Origin of the sequence: Maribellus sp. CM-23 (assembly GCF_021354595.1) — a bacterium.
Classification (GTDB): domain Bacteria; phylum Bacteroidota; class Bacteroidia; order Bacteroidales; family Prolixibacteraceae; genus Draconibacterium.
Map to the genome: position 1 here is coordinate 33,127 of NZ_JADWYJ010000002.1, position 19,391 is coordinate 52,517.

The 19,391-nt window shown below is 44.1% G+C and carries 17 protein-coding genes; 11 read left to right on the plus strand and 6 right to left on the minus strand.

The annotated features are described in order from the left end of the window. The first annotated feature begins 6 nt into the window (after nucleotides 1–6). Nucleotides 7–1,326, plus strand: a complete 1,320-nt coding sequence (locus INQ51_RS07380; RefSeq protein ID WP_233377293.1) for a citrate (Si)-synthase — start codon at nucleotides 7–9, stop codon at nucleotides 1,324–1,326. 129 nt (nucleotides 1,327–1,455) lie between these two features. Here the strand turns inward: INQ51_RS07380 and INQ51_RS07385 are convergent, their stop codons facing one another. The 4 genes from INQ51_RS07385 to INQ51_RS07400 form a co-directional block, all read right to left on the minus strand. Then, nucleotides 1,456–2,169 carry a pirin family protein gene (locus tag INQ51_RS07385; protein WP_233377295.1) on the minus strand — a complete coding sequence of 238 codons (714 nt, stop codon included), beginning with the start codon at nucleotides 2,167–2,169 and terminating at the stop codon, nucleotides 1,456–1,458. Between the two features lie 189 nt (nucleotides 2,170–2,358). Continuing rightward, complete coding sequence (locus INQ51_RS07390) at nucleotides 2,359–2,976, minus strand: YceI family protein (protein ID WP_233377296.1); 618 nt, start codon at nucleotides 2,974–2,976, stop codon at nucleotides 2,359–2,361. A gap of 93 nt (nucleotides 2,977–3,069) precedes the next feature. Continuing rightward, entirely contained in the window at nucleotides 3,070–3,642 is a 573-nt protein-coding gene (locus tag INQ51_RS07395; RefSeq protein ID WP_233377298.1) for a Crp/Fnr family transcriptional regulator, read from the minus strand. 125 nt (nucleotides 3,643–3,767) lie between these two features. Next, nucleotides 3,768–4,964: a glycoside hydrolase family 18 protein gene (locus INQ51_RS07400; RefSeq protein ID WP_233377299.1), complete on the minus strand. Its 1,197-nt coding sequence runs from the start codon at nucleotides 4,962–4,964 to the stop codon at nucleotides 3,768–3,770. A gap of 94 nt (nucleotides 4,965–5,058) precedes the next feature. On the opposite strand from INQ51_RS07400, the gene INQ51_RS07405 reads away from it, so the two are divergent. The 7 genes from INQ51_RS07405 (at nucleotide 5,059) to creD (ending at nucleotide 14,245) form a co-directional block, all read left to right on the plus strand. Continuing rightward, nucleotides 5,059–7,302 (plus strand): GH92 family glycosyl hydrolase, encoded by a 2,244-nt coding sequence (locus tag INQ51_RS07405; RefSeq protein ID WP_262909888.1) that lies wholly within the window; start codon nucleotides 5,059–5,061, stop codon nucleotides 7,300–7,302. Between the two features lie 32 nt (nucleotides 7,303–7,334). Next, on the plus strand, nucleotides 7,335–9,575 hold the full coding sequence (locus tag INQ51_RS07410) for a GH92 family glycosyl hydrolase (protein WP_233377302.1): 2,241 nt from the start codon (nucleotides 7,335–7,337) through the stop codon (nucleotides 9,573–9,575). Between the two features lie 216 nt (nucleotides 9,576–9,791). Continuing rightward, nucleotides 9,792–10,430, plus strand: a complete 639-nt coding sequence (locus tag INQ51_RS07415; RefSeq protein ID WP_233377303.1) for a DUF998 domain-containing protein — start codon at nucleotides 9,792–9,794, stop codon at nucleotides 10,428–10,430. Nucleotides 10,431–10,589: 159 nt separating this feature from the next. Further along, on the plus strand, nucleotides 10,590–11,849 hold the full coding sequence (gene ilvA, locus INQ51_RS07420) for a threonine ammonia-lyase (RefSeq protein WP_233377305.1): 1,260 nt from the start codon (nucleotides 10,590–10,592) through the stop codon (nucleotides 11,847–11,849). 90 nt (nucleotides 11,850–11,939) lie between these two features. Further along, nucleotides 11,940–12,560, plus strand: coding sequence for a hypothetical protein (locus tag INQ51_RS07425; RefSeq protein WP_233377307.1), 621 nt, complete (start codon nucleotides 11,940–11,942; stop codon nucleotides 12,558–12,560). A gap of 3 nt (nucleotides 12,561–12,563) precedes the next feature. Continuing rightward, nucleotides 12,564–12,860: a winged helix-turn-helix domain-containing protein gene (locus INQ51_RS07430; protein ID WP_119436248.1), complete on the plus strand. Its 297-nt coding sequence runs from the start codon at nucleotides 12,564–12,566 to the stop codon at nucleotides 12,858–12,860. Nucleotides 12,861–12,922: 62 nt separating this feature from the next. After that, nucleotides 12,923–14,245, plus strand: a complete 1,323-nt coding sequence (creD, locus tag INQ51_RS07435) for a cell envelope integrity protein CreD (RefSeq protein WP_233377308.1) — start codon at nucleotides 12,923–12,925, stop codon at nucleotides 14,243–14,245. 134 nt (nucleotides 14,246–14,379) lie between these two features. Here the strand turns inward: creD and INQ51_RS07440 are convergent, their stop codons facing one another. Next, complete coding sequence (locus INQ51_RS07440; protein ID WP_233377309.1) at nucleotides 14,380–16,854, minus strand: outer membrane beta-barrel family protein; 2,475 nt, start codon at nucleotides 16,852–16,854, stop codon at nucleotides 14,380–14,382. Between the two features lie 270 nt (nucleotides 16,855–17,124). On the opposite strand from INQ51_RS07440, the gene rpsF reads away from it, so the two are divergent. The 3 genes from rpsF to rplI are packed head-to-tail and all read left to right on the plus strand — an operon-like array spanning nucleotide 17,125 to nucleotide 18,211. Then, the gene (gene rpsF / locus INQ51_RS07445) at nucleotides 17,125–17,481 is read left to right on the plus strand and encodes a 30S ribosomal protein S6 (protein ID WP_119436361.1); all 357 of its coding nucleotides are present in this window, start codon (nucleotides 17,125–17,127) and stop codon (nucleotides 17,479–17,481) included. 3 nt (nucleotides 17,482–17,484) lie between these two features. Then, on the plus strand, nucleotides 17,485–17,748 hold the full coding sequence (gene rpsR, locus INQ51_RS07450) for a 30S ribosomal protein S18 (protein ID WP_119436245.1): 264 nt from the start codon (nucleotides 17,485–17,487) through the stop codon (nucleotides 17,746–17,748). Between the two features lie 16 nt (nucleotides 17,749–17,764). Next, complete coding sequence (gene rplI / locus INQ51_RS07455; protein WP_233377311.1) at nucleotides 17,765–18,211, plus strand: 50S ribosomal protein L9; 447 nt, start codon at nucleotides 17,765–17,767, stop codon at nucleotides 18,209–18,211. A gap of 126 nt (nucleotides 18,212–18,337) precedes the next feature. Here rplI and INQ51_RS07460 read toward each other — a convergent pair whose 3' ends face one another. Beyond that, a complete protein-coding gene (locus tag INQ51_RS07460) occupies nucleotides 18,338–19,390 on the minus strand; it encodes a 2-oxoacid:ferredoxin oxidoreductase subunit beta (RefSeq protein WP_233377312.1) in 1,053 nt (350 codons plus the stop codon). Between the last annotated feature and the right edge of the window lies 1 nt (nucleotide 19,391).

The window sequence follows — 19,391 nt, forward strand, 5'->3', positions numbered from 1 at the left end:
AAACAGATGGAATACATTAAGTACAGATTTTACCAGAAAGCAAGTAAGTGCTCAGCCGAGTTCCAACGCTTGAAAAAAGAACATGCCGATGTGGTGCTCGGTCAGGTTACGCTTGGCCAGGTATTGACAGGGATGAAAGGAATACCTCTGTTGGTAACCGATACATCGAAACTCGACCCGGAAGAAGGCATCCGTTTCAAAGGATACTCCATTCCTGAATTACAGCAGAAACTGCCCAAAATGAATCCCGAAGGTGAACCACTACCCGAAGGTTTGTTTTACCTGATGTTGATTGGCGAAATTCCGTCGCAGGAAGATGCCCTCAACCTTTCGATTGACTGGGCAACCCGGGCACACGTGCCACAACACGTTTTCGACGTGATTGATGCACTGCCTAAAACATCGAAACCGATGACCCAGTTTAGTGCGGCTATTTTATCGATGGCTACGGAATCTATTTTCCAGAAAGCATACAGGGCCGGTGTAAACAAGAAATTTTACTGGGATGCTACTTACGAAGACGTTATGAACCTGATTGCACGTCTTCCGCGCATTGCAGCCTACATTTACCGCCGCCAGTTCCATAACAGCGATCACATTGAACCTAACCCACGTCTCGACTGGGCAGGTAACCTGGCGCATATGATGGGATTTAACTCGGAAGATATCCGCAGATTGTTCCGTCTCTATATGATCATCCATGCCGATCACGAAGGAGGAAACGTATCAGCACATACCGCACACTTGGTAGGTTCTGCACTAAGCAACCCGTATTATGCCTATGCAGCTGCGATGACCGGATTGGCCGGCCCCTTGCATGGTTTTGCCAACCAGGACGTGATTTTCTGGATTTTTGAAATGATCGAAGCTTTGGGGACCGATGCTCCAACCGATGAGCAGGTTTCTGATTATTGCAAAAGAACGCTGGAAGAAGGCCGTGTAATTCCGGGATACGGACACGCTGTATTGCGTAAAACAGACCCGCGTTTTACCGCTCAGGAAGAATTTGCCAACAAATACATCAAAAACGATCCGTTGGTAAACCTGGTCAACCAGTTGTACCGTGTGGTTCCACCAATTTTGGGTTCTGTTGGAAAAATCAAAAATCCATGGCCCAATGTAGATGCTTACAGTGGTTCATTATTGTATCATTATGGCATTAAGGAATATACATTCTATACGGTAATGTTTGGTGTATCACGTGCACTCGGAGTTTTGGCTTCGTTGGTTAACGACCGCATTTACGGTATGCCGATCGAGCGTCCGACTTCTCACCCACTAAGCTGGTTCAAACAGCAAGCTGAAGGAAAAGGAAGTGATTGTTAAAAGACATCGCAACATAAAAAAGAAAGCCGGTTTAAGCCGGCTTTCTTTTTGGATACAACTTCATTGTATCTTCATTGAAATTCTATTTCTTATGCTTGTCTGAATACTTCGGTTTTGCCCAAAGTATCTCTAATTAAACATGGGTACCTCCATTAACAAAACCCGAGCATCGGTGTCAGCCATTAATTCAAGTTCGCTTACCTCCCACATTCCAAGTCCGTCTCTCCGATTAAGAGCCTGCCCGTTAATGGTAACATCTCCTTCAATAACAAAAGCATAAACTCCGTTTCCGTCTTTCTTCAAATGATAAGAACCGGTTTTCCCTTTGTCGAACGAACCAAGGCTAAACCAGGCATCCTGGTGTATCCAAACTCCCGGGTCTTCAGAATCGGGAGAAAGAACCTGGTAAAATTCGTTGCTTTTAAATATGTCTCGAACCGAAATCTGATCGTATCGCGGCTGAACGTTTTTCTTGTTGGGAAAAACCCAGATTTGCAGGAGTTCTACTTTTTTTTCCTGGCTGTGGTTGAATTCGCTGTGAAAAACACCTGTTCCGGCACTCATTACCTGAACATCGCCTTCTCGAATTACCTCTTCGTTTCCCATATTGTCACGATGGCGCAAATCGCCTTCGAGCGGAATAGTTATAATTTCCATGTTATCATGCGGGTGCATGCCAAAACCACCACCACCAGCTATCGAATCATCGTTTAAAACTCTCAATGCGCCAAAGTGAACACGTTCCGGATCGTAATAATTGGCAAAACTAAACGTATGGTGCGTATCCAACCAACCATGATTGGCGCTTCCCCTTGTTTCTGCCTTGTGCAACATTGTTTTCATGATCTGTATTTTTATGGCTTTTCTGTAACAATCCTTCTCCGAAATAAAAGTCGTTCCCTTTTGCTTTTCCTCGGCCGGTTTCGGCGATCGCTGCATTTGCGATCACCACTTACCGGTAAGGAACCATTTTCTAATCTACATTCCCGGGAAACAACTCTGTCACCCATTCAGAACGTAGTTTCGGCGGAATTAAGGTTTGGAAACTTCTGCTGAAGAAGAAGCTACCAGTTCGAAACGGATGTCGAAAGTATCGTAGATCATTTTATCGCCCAAACCTTCGAAAAATTTACCTGAACCATAACGAATGTCGTATTTGGTACGATCAACGGTAGCTGTTCCGTTGGCAGTAAGTTTATCTCCTTCCACTTTTACTTCAGCCGGGAACGAAATTTCGTGTTTGATACCTTTGATTGTCAAGTCTCCCACCACTTTGTGCTGAGCTCCGTCCTTCGTTACCGATTTAATCGCAAAGGTTGCTTTCGGATGTTTCTCTACCGAAAAGAAGTCATCTGATTTCAGGTGGCCGATCAGTTTGTCTTTCCATTCACCTTCCAAATCAGTACAGTCAATCGTGTTCATATCCAGGTTAATGGATGCTCCTGTAATTTTCTCATCCTGCACGTAAACAGTTCCGTCAGCAACCGAAAGAAGCCCTGAATGCTCACCTGTCACCTTTTTGGCATTCCAGTAAACCTTACTGGTTTTGGTATCAACTTTTAATGCTGACTGCGCAACAGCTTTCTGTCCTGTTACCGCTACTAGAGCAATTAATAATGCTATTCCTAAAAGTCCACTAATTTTTTTCATTTTTCTTAAATTTTAGTTTCTAATCTTAATTTCACTGCAAACATACTACCGATGGTTGTGCAAAAAAATAAACTAGTTTAAGAAAAATACTTTTTAGTCTTTTTTTGATCGTTTCGCGAGTATTTTACTCAAAAAAACAGGTGTTACTCCCAGGTAAGATGAAATTTGGTATTGCGGAAGACGCTGAATCAAATCGGGATGTTCGTTCACCAGCTCTTCGTAATTCTCCTCTGCCGTCTTCGATAAAATGGAAACAAATCGCTTTTGCAGAAAAACATAGGATTTCCGGATATAATTGGCAAGGCTGATATACCTTTTGTACAAAATATGGAAGTTCTCTTCAGAAATGGAATAAACCTTGCTATTTTCCACCGTTTCAATAAAATAAGGCGTTTCGGCAGGCGTTCCCAGGTCTCCAATCCACTGACGTTCGCGGGCAAAAAGGATGTTGAATTCCTTCCCGCTCTGATCAATAATGTACATTCGCAGCAGCCCCTTTTCTATGTAGTAATGCAGAGTATTAGCCTCCCCTGCCTTCATGATCATCGTTTTTTTTCGAAAAGTACTTTTTTTGAAAAAGCGGGTGATCTCCTCCCGTTCCTCGTCCATCAGAGGTTTTCGGTTGATGTGTTCGAAATAGGAATATAGTATTGAATAATCTGCCATCTATCAATCTCCTTCATGTGTAAAAATAACAATTTCTCGTCACCGGAGAAGGTAAATGTTATTTGACGCTTAAAATAGAAGAGACACAAGGTATTTCAAAAGACATTTCAGTCATCTACTCCAAATCATTCCGAAACCGCCGCCTCAAAAATGGCATCCAGCAAACCACCGGGCTGATACGTATCTCCGCCCAACTCCCAGAACATAATACCTCCTAGCTTTTTATCCAAAGCAAACTGCGTTTTAAGTGCTACCGACTCAGGATCGTCGTAGGTGATAAAAATACTGTCGGTTGGGTTATAAAGAAACGGAGCCTTTGCGAGCGAATCCCAATGTCTTTCAAATCCGTTCTGATCGATAAACTCTTCCTGAAGCCGCCGGTAGTTTCCTCCACGCGCCGGGCCTTTGTTCGACTGGTACAAGCCGTTATTCTGCTGAGAAACACCTTTCCATCCCTTACCATAGAAAGCCGCACCAATCACTATTTTCTTTGGATCCACTCCCCGTTCCAGGCAAAAATCGACAACCCCCTCTGCCGATTGAGGCTCCCACAAAGTAGGCTCCTCCCCTTCTTCCAGAGTGCGGTTTTTCATTTCCTCACCCAACGGTGTCCCGGTCAAGTCATCTAACGCAACACGCCCCAATGCTGTATGATGTTGCGTAAATTTATTTCCACCACCTGCCTGATCATACGTCATCAGGTTAATGTGGTCAACGTGTTTCATTACCTCGTTCAACTCGATGTAGTCAAAATAATTCTTCCAACCTGCAGCTGCAAAAGTCAGTATTTGAGGACGATCTATTTTATCGAGTGCTTCCCTGAGCCCCCGAATTAACTTCGTGAAATTCTGTTTGTCTTCCGGGCGTGCTTTGGTTCCTTCCGCTGGTATTGTCGGGTATTCCCAGTCGATATCAATTCCATCCAAGTGGTATTTCTCCACAAAATCAACCGTGCTTTGGATAAATTTAGCACGGCTTTCGTCGGTAAAAGCAGCATCCGAGAAACCATCGGCCCCCCAGCCTCCGCAGGCAACCATCACTTTCAGATTCGGATATTTTTCTTTCTCGGCCACCAGTTGTTTCAGGCGCATATCCGACAATTCGTTCTTAAACGCCATTTCGCCATTGATAACATAGCTGAAACTAAAAATCAAATGAGTCAATTTCTCCAGTTGCAGTTGATTTACATCAAATTCTTCACGCGGAAAGTAATAAGCCATGATATGTAACTTTGGGCTTTCGGGAGTATTGGAAACCTGTTTTCCGGAACCACATCCGAACAAAATCCCAAAAATCAGAAAAGGGAAAAAATAACGGATCATAGTAAAAAGTTTAAGTTCATATTGAGTGACCTAAAATTAATGATATATATTTACCCTTTGTAAATTTTTTTAAAAACTTTTAACAATATAAAAAATGCCGCATCAACTAAGAATTAAGTTCCTATACCTGCTATTGACCGTTTTTTCAGCCTCAATTTGTATGGCTCAAGAACCGGTTGATTGGGTAAATCCCTTTATCGGCAGTACCAACTACGGTACCACCAATCCGGGAGCAATTGTTCCCCGCGGAATGGTTTCGGTGGTCCCTTTTAACGTTGCCGGAGATTCGGAACTGAACAAACGCGATAAAGACACTGGTTGGTGGTCGACGCCTTATTCCTGGGACAACAAGTATTTTACCGGGTACTCGCATGTAAACCTGAGCGGCGTGGGCTGTCCCGAACTGGGCGTAATTTTGCTTATGCCAACTACCGGAAAACTAAATGCCGATTTCCGTGAATATGGATCCGAAATGAGTGAACAGATCGCACATCCCGGCTACTATTCTACTTTTCTGAACAAGTATGATATTTTAACAGAAGTATCTGCCACCGAGCGAAGCGGGATCAGTCGTTTTACCTTTCCGGCCGGGCAATCCAACATTTTGATCGACCTCGGAAACGGGCTCACCAACGAAAGCGGCGCTTCGTTACGGATTGTGAACGATCGGGAAGTGGAGGGTTCGCGCATGACGGGTACTTTCTGCTACAACGACGGTACCGAACGTCCGGTTTATTTTGTGGCGCGTTTCAGCAAGGCTGCTGAAGAGTTGGGCGCCTGGAAAAAAATGCCAAAAATGGGCGCAGAAGCTTCGTGGTCAGCCACAAGCAACAAATTTAAATACTACAAAAACTACCGGGCAGAAATGACCGGCGACAGCATTGGTGCCTGGTTTTCGTTCAATACAAAAGAAAACGAACAGATTTTGGTAGAAGTTGGCGTTTCGTATGTCAGCATCGATAATGCCCGGCAGAACCTAAATGCGGAATCCAATCGGTTCGATTTTGAAACCACCCGGAAACAAGCAGAGGAGAGATGGAACAAAGCGCTTTCAACCATTACGGTAAAAGGTGGAACGGACGATCAGAAAACTGTTTTCTATACCGCACTGTACCACATGCAAATTCATCCGAATATTCTGAGCGATGTAAACGGCCAGTATCCGGCCATGGAATCGTTCGAAATAAAACAACGTGAAAACGGCGAACGCTACACGGTGTTTTCGTTGTGGGATACCTACCGTAACCTGCACCCGTTTTTTAGCCTTGCTTTTCCGGAGCAACAACTGAACATGGTCAATTCGCTGATCGAGATGTACGACGAAAGTGGCTGGCTACCCCGCTGGGAACTAAACAGCACCGAAACCCACGTAATGGAAGGCGATCCGGTGATTCCGGTGATTGTGGATACCTGGTTCCGCGGCATCCGGAATTTTGATGTGGAGAAAGCCTACGAAGGAATGCATAAATCGGCCACCACTCCCGGCAAAGACAATAAAATACGGCCCGACATTGACGACTACATTTCGCTGGGCTATGTGCCAATAAAAGCACAATACGACAACTCGGTTTCGCATGCACTCGAATATTACATCGCCGACTGGAACCTGGCACAGCTCGCAAAAGACTTGGGAAAGACAGCCGATTACGAACGTTTCCTGAATCAATCGAAAAGCTGGAAAAATTATTACGACCCTGAATTTGGGATTGTACGACCCAAGCTGGAGAACGGTGATTTCCTGCCTGATTTCGACCCAAAACAGGGCGAGAATTTCGAACCCAGCCCGGGTTTTCACGAAGGAAATGCCTATCAATACAACTTTTGCGCCCAGCACGATGTAAAAGGAATGATCGAACTCAACGGCGGAAAGAAAAACTTTGTAAAGAAATTGCAAGCCACCTTCGACGAAGGAAATTTTGATATGACCAACGAACCGGATATTCATTATCCCTGGCTTTTTAACTATGTGAAAGGCGAAGAATGGCGCACGCAAAAAGAAGTTCGCCGCTTGATCGCCACCTATTTCAAAAACACTCCCGGCGGGCTTCCCGGAAACGACGACACCGGAACCATGTCGGCCTGGGTGGTATATGCCATGTTGGGAATTTACCCGGTTATTCCTGGCGATATGAATTATGCTGTTTCCTCCCCCGTTTTTGAAGAGGTAAAAATAAAACTGGATCAAAACTTCTATCCGGGCAAGGAAATTATTATTCGCCAAAGCGGAAATCCGGAATCAAAAATAAAAAGCATAAAATGGAACGAAAAGTCACAAAAATCGTTCTTTTTAAACCACGCCGACCTTGTGAAAGGCGGCATTCTGGAGGTTATACATTAAAGCAACCAACAATAACTTAATAATTACATATTATGAGACTATTTTTCAATTTAGCAATTGCTCTCGCCCTTTTGTTTTTAGGCGCGTGTAACAGCGAAAAAACAGTGCAGCAGGAAGAGCCAACCGATTTCACAACTTTTGTAGATCCGATGATCGGAAGTGATTACCACGGCCACGTGTTTGTAGGAGCCAGCGTTCCGTTTGGTGCGGTGCAACTGGGCCCCAATAACCCCACACAGGGCTGGGACTGGTGTTCGGGTTACCACTATTCCGACTCGCTGCTCATTGGCTTTGCCCACACTCAGCTGAGCGGAACCGGTATCGGCGATCTGGGCGACGTACTTTTCATGCCGCTTTCGGGTGATTACACGCCCAATTTTGATGGTGAAAACCAGTACGAATGGCAGGCAAAATATACACACGCCAACGAAAGCGTTCAACCGGGTTATTATTCTATCGACATCGACCGCTACAAGGTAAAAGCAGAATTAACAGCTACAGAGCGCGTTGGTTTCCATAAATACGATTTCAAAGGAGAAGGCAATTCAAAAGTGCTGATCGACCTGAAATACGGAACAGGATGGGATGCCATTCAAAAAGGAGAACTAACGCAAACAGGCGACCAGAGCATTGCCGGGCTGAGATTTTCAAAAGGCTGGGCTGCTGATCAGCGCGTGTTTTTTCATACTGAATTCTCAAAACCCATTGTAAACTTTGAAGTAGTAAGGTCTGATTCAGAAAAAGGCCAGATAACGGCTCTTGTTGAGTTTGAAGGCAATGGCGTACTAATGGTGAAAACAGCTATTTCGCCAGTAAGTACTGAAAATGCCAAAGGCAACCTCGTAGCCGAACTCAACGACTGGAATTTTGAAAGTACGCAAAAAGCTGCTACCGAAAAATGGAACGCGGAATTGGGCAAAATCAAAATTGAAACAGCAAGTATCGCTGATAAAAAAACTTTTTACACGTCGCTTTACCACACCATGATCGCCCCTTCTCTTTTCGACGATACGAACGGTGATTACAGGGGCACCGACAAAGAAGTTTATACCAACCCCGGATTTAAAAACTATACCATATTCTCGCTATGGGATACCTACCGTGCGGCTCACCCGCTTTTCACTATTTTTCAACCCGAACGGGTGGATGACTTTGTGAATTCGCTGCTTGCGGCTTTCGAGCAACAAGGCAAGCTTCCGGTGTGGCACCTGTGGGGAAATGAAACGAACACCATGGTAGGTTACCATTCGGTTCCGGTGATTGCAGATGCTTACCTGAAAGGATTCCGCGGATTTGATGCCGAAAAAGCTTTTCATGCCATGAAAACTTCGGCGCTTCTGGATGAACGCGGTTTGGATTATGTAAAAGAACTGGGTTATATTCCGGCTGATAAAATGGTTGAATCGGTTGCCATGGGACTGGAATACGCCATCGACGACTGGTGCATTGCTGCCATGGCCAAAGCTATGGGCAAAACAGAAGATTACGAACTGTTCTCGAAACGTGCTGAATATTACCGGAATTATTTCGACCCGGCCAGTAAATTTATGCGCGGAAAATTATCCGACGGAAACTGGCGTACACCATTCGATCCTATTTCTTCGCAGCACCGCAGCGACGATTTCTGCGAAGGCAACAGCTGGCAATATACCTGGTTGGTGCCGCAAAACCCGGAAGGACTGATTCAACTGCAAGGTGGTGAAGAAGCCTTTCTCGCCAAACTCGATAGCTTATTCAGCATTTCTTCGGAACAGGTTGAAGGTGCTTCCAACGATATTTCGGGGTTGATTGGCCAGTATGCCCATGGCAACGAACCCAGTCACCACACCACTTACCTGTACACTTACGCCGGCGCACAATGGAAAACCGCCGAGAAAGTACGCGAAATCTGCACCACTATGTACACCGACCAACCTGACGGCTTGTGCGGAAACGAAGACTGTGGCCAGATGTCGGCCTGGTATGTGCTTTCATCGATTGGTTTCTACCCGGTTAACCCGGCCAACGGAGCTTATGTTTTTGGCAGTCCGCTGTTCGACACCGTGGAACTTTCTTTCCCTGAAGGAAAAACCTTCACCCTTTCAACCAAAAACAACAGCAAGGAAAACCTGTACATTCAATCGGTTACCCTGAACGGAGAGCCGTACACAAAAACATACGTTACCCACAAGCAACTGCAAGCTGGTGGCGAACTGGTTTTTACCATGGGTAATACACCGAACAAAGATTTTGGCAGCAAAGCGGAAGACCGCCCCGAATCGGTTGTTTATTAGCAATAAGCCAGAATAGAGATTATTCCGGGACTTTTTGGCCACAGAAATCGTACTGAGGCTAAAAAATCCCGGAATTTTTCTTTTAAGTCTGATCAATACTTATAATTTTATGGTTGCACTACAGGTTGTTTGAGTTGTTTTACGTCATAACAAAGTTTAAGAATTTCGGAATAATTAATTTGTTAGAATAAAACTGGATGGAAAATCGGATTTAGCATGAACTGGATAAAATTCGGAATACTGTTGATTGGTTATATTACCGTTGGTCTTTTGCCCGATGCGGTAAAAAAATCGTTACAACATGTAGACATCAACATTAGCGAACAAACACTCAGTTTTTTAAGCAACAAAAGTTTATACGGGAAAGAATTTGAAAGGGGGTACACTCTGTTGCTTTTTACCATGGCAATCCTTCTTTATGCATTTTTCTGGCTACTTACAAAATATTACAACCTTGGCAAACACGCGCGCTTAATGCGCATCATTACTTATACTTTTGCTTCCCTCGCACTTCTTGCCTTTGTTCCACATAACATTCAACCATACAGTTGGCATAATTTAGCCCCTTCGTTACAGCGGTTTTTACACAACGTACTCGCGGTGGTTGTTTTTCTGTCGGTCCCAACACTGATAATGACATTTCAGGTAGCCATTTTAAAAAGATTGCCTCTTATCGGCATAACAGGTATTTGCATCCTGGGGCTGGTAATTCTGATAATGGCTTATTTGTTATTAAGCAACGGGTTAAACGGTATTGCCGAAATCTTTTTTATCGACGGTATTTCTGTATGGATCATTTTTGTTTCTGTAACGACTGTTTTGGGGCGGCAACAACTTGAAAAAGCTAGAAGATAGAATACGATTACCCCGTAAAAAACTCCTCCTTAAATATTCACGAAGAATCCGGTTAAATTACTGATAGCCTCCCATAACGTAGTTTATCAAATTATCATTCATCGGGGCCAGTTGAACCAACCATTAACAATTGATGGTTATCTTTGCAAAAAAGATAAAATGGCATCCGATAAATATTTTCCGCAGATACAAAGTATAACCCGCGCCAAACGCCGTATCAGCGATATCATCCTTCAAACGCCTCTTCAGCTTAATTTAAATCTTTCGGAAGAGTTTCAGGCAACCATTTACCTGAAACGCGAAGACTTGCAGCAGGTGCGTTCCTACAAAATCAGGGGTGCTTACAACAAAATTGCCAAGCTGTCGGCTGATGAGCGTAAGAAAGGCGTGGTATGTGCGAGCGCAGGAAATCATGCGCAGGGTGTGGCCTATTCGTGCAGTAAATTGGGCATTAAAGGAAAAATTTACATGCCAACCACTACTCCCAAACAAAAGGTACGACAAGTACAAATGTTTGGAAAAGAAAATGTGGAAGTGATCCTGATTGGTGACACTTACGACGACGCACACAACCTCGCACTGGCCGACTGCCAGAAAACAGGAATGGCTTTTATCCACCCGTTTGATGATCGCGAGATTATTGAAGGCCAGGGTACGGTTGCGCTTGAGATTCTTCAGGATACAAAAGAAGACATCGACTTTGTTTTTATACCCATTGGTGGCGGCGGACTGGCAGCCGGTGTTGGCGCTTATTTCAAACAAATAAGTCCGAACACGAAAATCATCGGAGTGGAGCCTGCCGGGGCACCTTCGATGCAAAAATCGCTCGATGCAGGACAGGTGGTAACACTCGAAAAAATAGACAAGTTTGTGGATGGTGCGGCAGTACAGCGTGTGGGCAACCTAACATTTGAAATCTGCAAAGAAGTGCTTGATAAAGTTCAGTCGGTTCCTGAAGGGAAAATCTGTACCAAAATACTGGAGCTGTACAACCGCGATGCCATTGTGATTGAGCCTGCCGGTGCACTTTCCATTGCTGCGCTCGACTATTTCAGGGATGAGATAAAAGGCAAAAACGTGGTTTGCATCGTAAGCGGCAGTAACAACGACATCACCCGCACCGAGGAAATCAAGGAGCGCTCGCTCTTGTACGAAGGCCTGAAACATTATTTTATCGTACGCTTCCCGCAACGTGCCGGAGCCTTAAAAACCTTTGTGGACGTGGTGCTCGGCCCCAACGACGATATTACCCATTTTGAATATTCGAAGAAAACCAACCGAGAAAAAGGCCCGGCCATGATCGGGATTGAACTACAGAAAAAAGAAGACCTGAACGGCCTTATCCAGCGCATGGAAGAAAACGGTTTTGTATACGAATACCTGAATGACAACCCGGATTTGTTTCAGTTTTTGATCTAGGCTTTTCCATTTCATTGAAAATTTCCGTTGATCTGCTTTGAAATTCGATTCCAATTCACTTACTTTGAAATTCAAAGTACTTTCAAGAATATGAAAACCACAGAAAATTACCTTGCGGAGATTAAGGAAATCCGCAAAATGATGGAAGATTCGAGCCGTTTTTTATCACTCAGCGGTTTATCCGGCATATTGATAGGAATTTATGCATTAGCGGGAGCCATCATTTTCTACCTGAAAATAACCACTCCGCAAACAATGGAATATAGCGGTTCAACAGAAATTATTTCGTTAATGCTTTTTATTGCCGTAACGGTGCTGGTGGTTTCACTTATTACCGTTGTATTACTCACCTACAAAAGAGCCAGTAAAACAGGTAAAAAAATATGGAACCCGGGATCGCGGTTAATGCTGCTCAACCTCGCCATTCCGCTGGTAAGTGGTGGTTTGCTGATACTGATATTCATATTCAAGGGCGTTTCTGAAATTGTTGCTCCCGGCTGTTTGATTTTCTACGGACTGGCACTTGTAAATGCGGCCAAATTCACCCGCCAGGAGATTTTTTACCTTGGCATTTTCCAGGTATCGCTCGGGATACTGGCAGCTTTGGTCCCCGCCTGGGGCTTGCTTTTCTGGGCACTTGGATTTGGATTGATGCACATAATTTACGGAACGCTGATGTATTTCAGGTACGAACACCCATCAAAAAACTAAGCCGTGAAAACCAGTTTTCAAAATTTAAACAAAGCTTTTGACAACAAGATCCGGCTGGGAATTATGTCGGTACTGTCGGTCAATTCACGGGCTTCTTTTAACCAGCTAAAAGAGGTACTGGAAGTGACTGATGGCAACCTGGCAAGCCACCTGAAAGCGCTGGAAAGTGCTGGCTACATCGCCGTAAACAAAAGCTTTATAAACCGAAAACCCAACACCAATTATGAAATTACTCCTTCGGGGGCAGCTGCATTTGAGAGTCATTTGCAGGCATTGGAAGAAATATTGAAACAACTATAATTTTTTTACCTATATACTTTGAATTTCAAAGTTCTTTGAATAACTCATAAAATACAAACAACATGGAAGCAAAAGAATTCTTACAGGAAAAACAAAAATCGGTTAATTGGCAGATCACTTTGAAAGTGTTTATTATCGGCGCCATCACAATTGCCTTGCTCATTCCTAAATTTATGATCCTGGGACTGATCGGTGAGCGGCAAGGTACGGCAGAAATTACCAAACAGGACGTTATGCAAAAATGGTCGCTGGCACAAACCGTTCGTGGACCGGTTTTGATGATTCCTTACATCGAACGCAGTTTTGATGTAGATGGAAAGGAGATCAGTGAAACAGTCAGGCAGACTTACGTTTTGCCCAAAACGCTCAAAATTGGCAGTGAGGTCACCCCTGAAAAACGAAAAATAAGTATTTACGAAGCAGTGGTTTACGAGTCGGGCATTAAAGTGGGAGGTAACTTTGAACTACCCGATTTCAATACACTTAAAATTCCGCTAAACGATGTACTGTGGGAGAAGGCTAAAATCCTAGTTTCGATCAGCGACCTGCGCGGAATAAACGACAAAGTGGAGCTGAGCTGGAACGACTCTGTTTTTTCCTTTCTTCCCGGGATGGAAAACCGACTGATTGGAAATAACGGAATATCACTCCCACTCACTTCCCTGTCCGAAGAAAGTTTCCCCGCCAACTTTCAATTCACCCTTCATTTAAAAGGTTCAGAATCGCTGAATTTTGCGCCACTGGGAGAGACCACCGAGGTGAATATGCTATCGCAATGGAACGATCCGGGATTTACGGGCAGTTTTTTGCCGGCCGACCACAACATCAACAAGGATGGTTTTACCGCTGAATGGAAAATCCTGAACTTTAACCGGAATTTCCCTCAACTATGGAAAAACGACGAATACCGGGTTACCGATGCTGATTTTGGGGTAAAACTGGTTACCGTTGCCGACCATTACCAGAAAAGTTCGCGCTCGGCCAAATACGGCATCATGGTCATTTTGTTTGTGTTTCTGTCCTTCTTTTTAAACGAGATCATCACCAAACAAAAAGTACATCCTTTTCAATACATTTTAGTGGGATTTGCCGTGCTGATTTTTTACTTGCTGCTGCTTTCCATATCCGAACAACTCGGGTTTAACCTGGCTTACCTTATTTCAGCGGTTGCTGTTATTACCCTCGTGCTTTTCTACTCCCGCACATTCCTGAAAAGCTGGGGCAATGCAATTGTGCAAACCCTGATCCTGACTTTTTCGTTCGGTTTTATCTTTGTTTTGATGCAGCTTGAAACTTATGCGCTTTTGGTCGGAAGCATCGGTCTGTTTGTCGTGCTGGCACTCACCATGTTCTTCACCCGGAAGATTAACTGGTACAATGAGTAAGTTGAAAGCAGGAAGTCTGAAGTCTGAAGATATTTTTCGTTGAAATTCGCACTTTGTAAAAAAAGGATCCAATCTTGTTAAATAGATTGGATCCTTTTAATTTCTTCGAACTTCAGACTACTATCTTCTAACTCCTAAAACTCCTTATCCCCAAACTCGCTGGATGGAAGTTTTGCCTTTCCGTTTTTCCAGTTGAGATTGTAGCTCAGGTTCAGCACCACAAAATCGGTTTCGTAAATATAGTTGGTGGTGGTATAGAAATTCTCGCCCCAGGTTGAAATGCGCTGACGGTGCGACTCATTCATTCCCAAATCGATGTTTTGCCACTGAACCGTAGCCGTTAGCCGTTTGTCGAAAAAGGTTCTTTTCAACGATAAATTAGGAATCAGGTAGCGCGAATCTTCTCCTTGCGGCGTTGGCCGTTTCGAGAGGTAATTTACGTTGGCATTTAAACTTGTGTTAGTGCCAAGATCGAACGTTGTGTTCACATTGAACGAATACACCCACTTCGAATTATTTACGTCGATCGCAGGTTCTCCCAATATTTTCAGATCGCCTCTGTACGTTTGTTTGAAAAGGTTTCCCCCAACAAACAGCGACCACCATTGTGTCGGATGCAGGTCGGCCCCCAGTTCAAAACCAAAAGCTCTCCCCCGCTCCACATTGGTATACACCCGGTTCAGAATTGAATCGTTAAAAACGCTGTTTACGCGCTGTACAGGGTCTTTGCTCGACTGAATGTAGACAGTAATAAAAGCAGAACTTCCGCCCTCAAATGATTTCACCAGCCCCACTTCGCCCAGGGTTATAAATTCTGGTTTTAAATCCGGATCACCTATTTCGAGCGTTTCAGAATGTTCGCGCTCCGGAATCGGGTTCAACTGGTTATTCGTGGAACGCTGAATTCTCCGGCTAACTCCCGATTTCAGTTTCAAGTCGGGCGAAATATGGTACAAAACATTTAGCGTTGGAAAGAAATTGGAAAGTTTCAGCACATGCGGATCGTTGTCGAACGATAGTTTTACCGAACGCCGCGAATATTCGTAACGCAAGCCCACAATGTACTCCAGCTTTTCAGTGCCCGCCGAATACTGGCTGTACACCGAGTTGATCGTATTTTCAGAATAGGCAGTTCCGCTAAACATATCATCAGAAGCAGTCGGATCATCCGGCGTAATGCTGTAATCAAAAACGCCATCCTGAGTATCGTTTCGGAACTGATAACCAGCCTCCAGTTTTCCTTCGCCTATCTTCCTGGCGTAATCCAATTTCAGGCGGTATCCTTCAATCGGCTTTTTATACGGATTCTGCACGTACTGCTGCATGGTGCCTCCGGGCGCAGTAAGGTTGCGGTTATGTGTATTTCCATACAGGTCGTCGTATTCATAAAGCACCGAGGCTGTTACCGACGATTCGTCTTCAAAAGTGTGAGTAAAATCAATGTTCCCTAGGGTAAATGTTCCCTGTTTGATCTGCTTATTGGCATTGTAATAAGGTGCATCGTAGATCTTTTCGTTGGTATCCAGTGTCCATTGCGAGTTTGAATAGAAAATATCGGCATCGCGCTCCTGGTAACGTTTTCCGGTGTAAATGCCAGCCGACAAAACATTGGATTCATTCAATTGAAACCGAACGGATGCCCGGGCCGCATAATCGTAACGATTAAAACTTCTCTCCCCTTCCGACGGCATGTAATTGATCGTATTGTTTTCAGGATTCTTAATCCACATATCCCCAACACGGTAGCCTTGGAGGTCGTTCCGGTTGTAGTTTCCGCCCAGGGTAATATCCCACTTCCCTTTTTGATAGCTGTAAGTTATATCGCCCCCAAAACGTTTGGCTTCGCGCTGGTTTCCAAAATCAGTGGTGCCCGGCAAACCGTATTTGGCGTTCACAATCACACCCGATCCGCTGTTCCGGGCATTTTTTGTACTGATGTTGATAATTCCGACTTTCCCGTCGGGGTCGTATTTGGCCGATGGAGAAGTAATCAGCTCAATGTTTTTGATCGCATTGGCTGGGATCTGGCTCAATACCGACTGGGCATCGCTTAAAACGGGCTTTCCGTTTAGCAAAAGCAAAAAACCACCCGAGCCTCTGACGGTAATGTCACCTCCGGCATTTACTGCCACCGAAGGCATATTTTTCAGTACGTCCACGGCATTTCCGCCTCGCGCCGACTCAAACTGTTCGGCGCTAAATGTTTGCTTGTCTATTTTACTGATGGTATTGATGCGGGCACCGGTTACATTCACTTCTTCTACCAGGCGACCTGCTGGATTTAAAACAATGGTTCCCACATTTATCTTTAGGTGATCATTCAACTCAAAAGTCGTGGTTTCCTTCATTTCATACCCCAGAAATTGGGCCCGCAGGAAATAGCGCCCCGGCTTTAGTTTTCCGATGTTGAAATTTCCGGTGCTGTTGGTTACGCCCCCCGAAACCATGGACGAATCGGCCGAAGAATATACCACCACATTGGCATATTCAAGTGGTTGATTATTGGTCTCGTCGCTCACCACACCTACAAAACTGCTGTTTTGGGCAAAAGTTACGAACGAAATTATAGCCAGGAAGCCACTCAAAAGGGTCTTTCTTAATTGTCTCATTCCACAATGTATTTCTGATTTTGCTGACGTTTGTCGCTCTACCAAACAGCCATTAAATTGAAAAGTTCAGAGACACACAGTCAATTCAGAGGTACATTTTCTTAATATTACAATGTGTGGTAAAAGGCAGGGAGAAATGCAACGTGTTGGTTGGTTTGTAATTATCCGACGAAAAAACCTCAAAGTGTTTGATAAATAACAATTTATTTCTACTTTTGCACGTCCAAAAAATTGGATAAATATTTTTAAACATTTAAAAATTAGATGATTATGTTGAATCAGTATGAAACCGTTTTCATTTGTACTCCCGTTTTATCTGAGCCACAGGTAAAGGAAGCGGTAAAAAAATTCAGGGACATCATCACTGAACACGGAGGTGAGATGCTTCACGAAGAAGATTGGGGAATGAAAAAACTGGCTTACCCAATCCAAAAGAAATCTACTGGCTTTTATCACATGTTTGAGTTTAAAGCCGATCCTGTATTTATTACGAAGTTAGAAACTGATTTCCGTCGTGATGAGCGCGTTATTCGTTTCATGACCGTTAGACTCGACAAATATGCAGTAGCATACAGCGAGAAGAGAAGAAAACTTCAGAAAGAAAAAACAGAAAAAAAGGAGGATTAAACCATGGCACAAAGTGAAATCAGATACCTGACTCCCCCGTCAGTAGAAATCAAAAAGAAAAAATATTGCCGTTTCAAGAAAAACGGAATCAAATATGTTGATTACAAAGACCCGGAATTCCTGAAAAAATTCCTGAACGAACAAGGTAAAATTTTACCACGTCGTATCACCGGAACTTCATTGAAATACCAGCGCAAAGTTGGACAGGCTGTTAAACGTGCCCGTCAGATTGCATTGCTGCCGTTTGTAACCGACATGTTGAAATAAAAAAGGAGGACTTGAAATGGAAATTATTTTGTTACAAGATGTGGAACGTTTAGGAAGCAAAGACGACGTTGTAAGCGTGAAAGACGGTTACGGTCGTAACTTTCTGATTCCTCAGAAAAAAGCAATTGTTGCCACTGAATCAGCAAAGAAAATTCTGGCTGAAAACATCAGACAACGTGCGCACAAAGAAGCAAAACTGAAAGAAGAAGCTACCAAGTTGGCTGAGCAGATTGTTGCCAAAAAGATCACCATCGGTGCCAAAACAAGTACCTCTGGAAAAATCTTTGGTTCGGTTAACACCATCCAGCTGGCGGAAGCGCTTAGCAAAAAAGGATTTGAGATCGACCGCAAACAGATCTCTATTCCTGAAGACAGCATCAAAGAAGTGGGTACCCACAAAGCGGTTATCAAATTGCACAAAGAAGTGAAAATTGAGATCGAATTTGAAGTTGTGGCTGAATAAGCAAACATTACCAGAATAGAAAAAGGGTTTACGTTTACGTAAGCCCTTTTTTAGTATTGGAGTGTATGCCCCGAAAAAAAGGCCCTGCCAAACGACAGAGCCTTCTATTATTATCTTAAAACTTTCTTACTGACATTTGGGACCTGAGCCTTTACCGTTTTCATTACCGGTTACTTCCCAAGTATTTCCTGAACGTAGCAATTGATCTACGCTCTTGATTTTACAGGTTTGCTGAACCTGCTCGATCTGAGCTTCCATCTCCACATCGTAAACAGGCGCAGAAACACTTCTGATCACACCAAAAGCCACCGGAAAATCGGGTAACTTCATGTTGATCAATGCCAGATGCAAGGTAGGATCTTCTTCACAGGCGTCGTGAACGAGGATATCCGATTCCTTCACGCCATTTTCGCCAATCTTCACCACTTTCAACTTGCCTTTGTCAAAAATCAGCCCTTTGTCGTTTTCTTCACCAAAAAGCATTGGCTTGCCATGTTCCAGAATCAACTGACGGTCGGCACGGTGATTCGGATCGGTAATGGCTGCATGGATACCGTTATTAAAGATCACACAGTTTTGCAGTACTTCCACAACCGAGGTTCCTTTGTGAGCAGCAGCTCCTTCTAAAACCGACTGGCTTAATTTCAGATTTCCGTCGATAGAGCGGCCAAAGAATGTTCCGCGCGCACCGATCACCAGCTGTCCTGGAACAAATGGGTCTTCCACTGTTCCGAATGGCGAAGTTTTACTTACAAAACCACGCTCCGAAGTAGGCGAATACTGCCCCTTTGTTAAACCATAAATGCGGTTGTTAAAAACCACCACATTCAGATCGAAATTACGACGGATCAGGTGAATAAAGTGGTTTCCACCAATGGCCATCGAGTCTCCGTCGCCGGTCATTACCCAAACACTCAGTTCGGGATTGGCAGCTTTTACCCCCGAAGCAACAGCTGTTGCACGTCCATGAATTGTATGAAAACCATAGGTACTCATATAATACGGAAAACGGGAAGAACAACCGATACCCGAAATAACTGCAAACTTTTCGCGCGGAATGCCTAAACCGGCCATTGCGCGTTGTACAGCATTTATAATGGCAAAGTCACCACATCCGGCACACCACCGGATTTCATTTTCGCTTTTAAAATCTTTTATCGTGTATTTCAGATCAGTCATG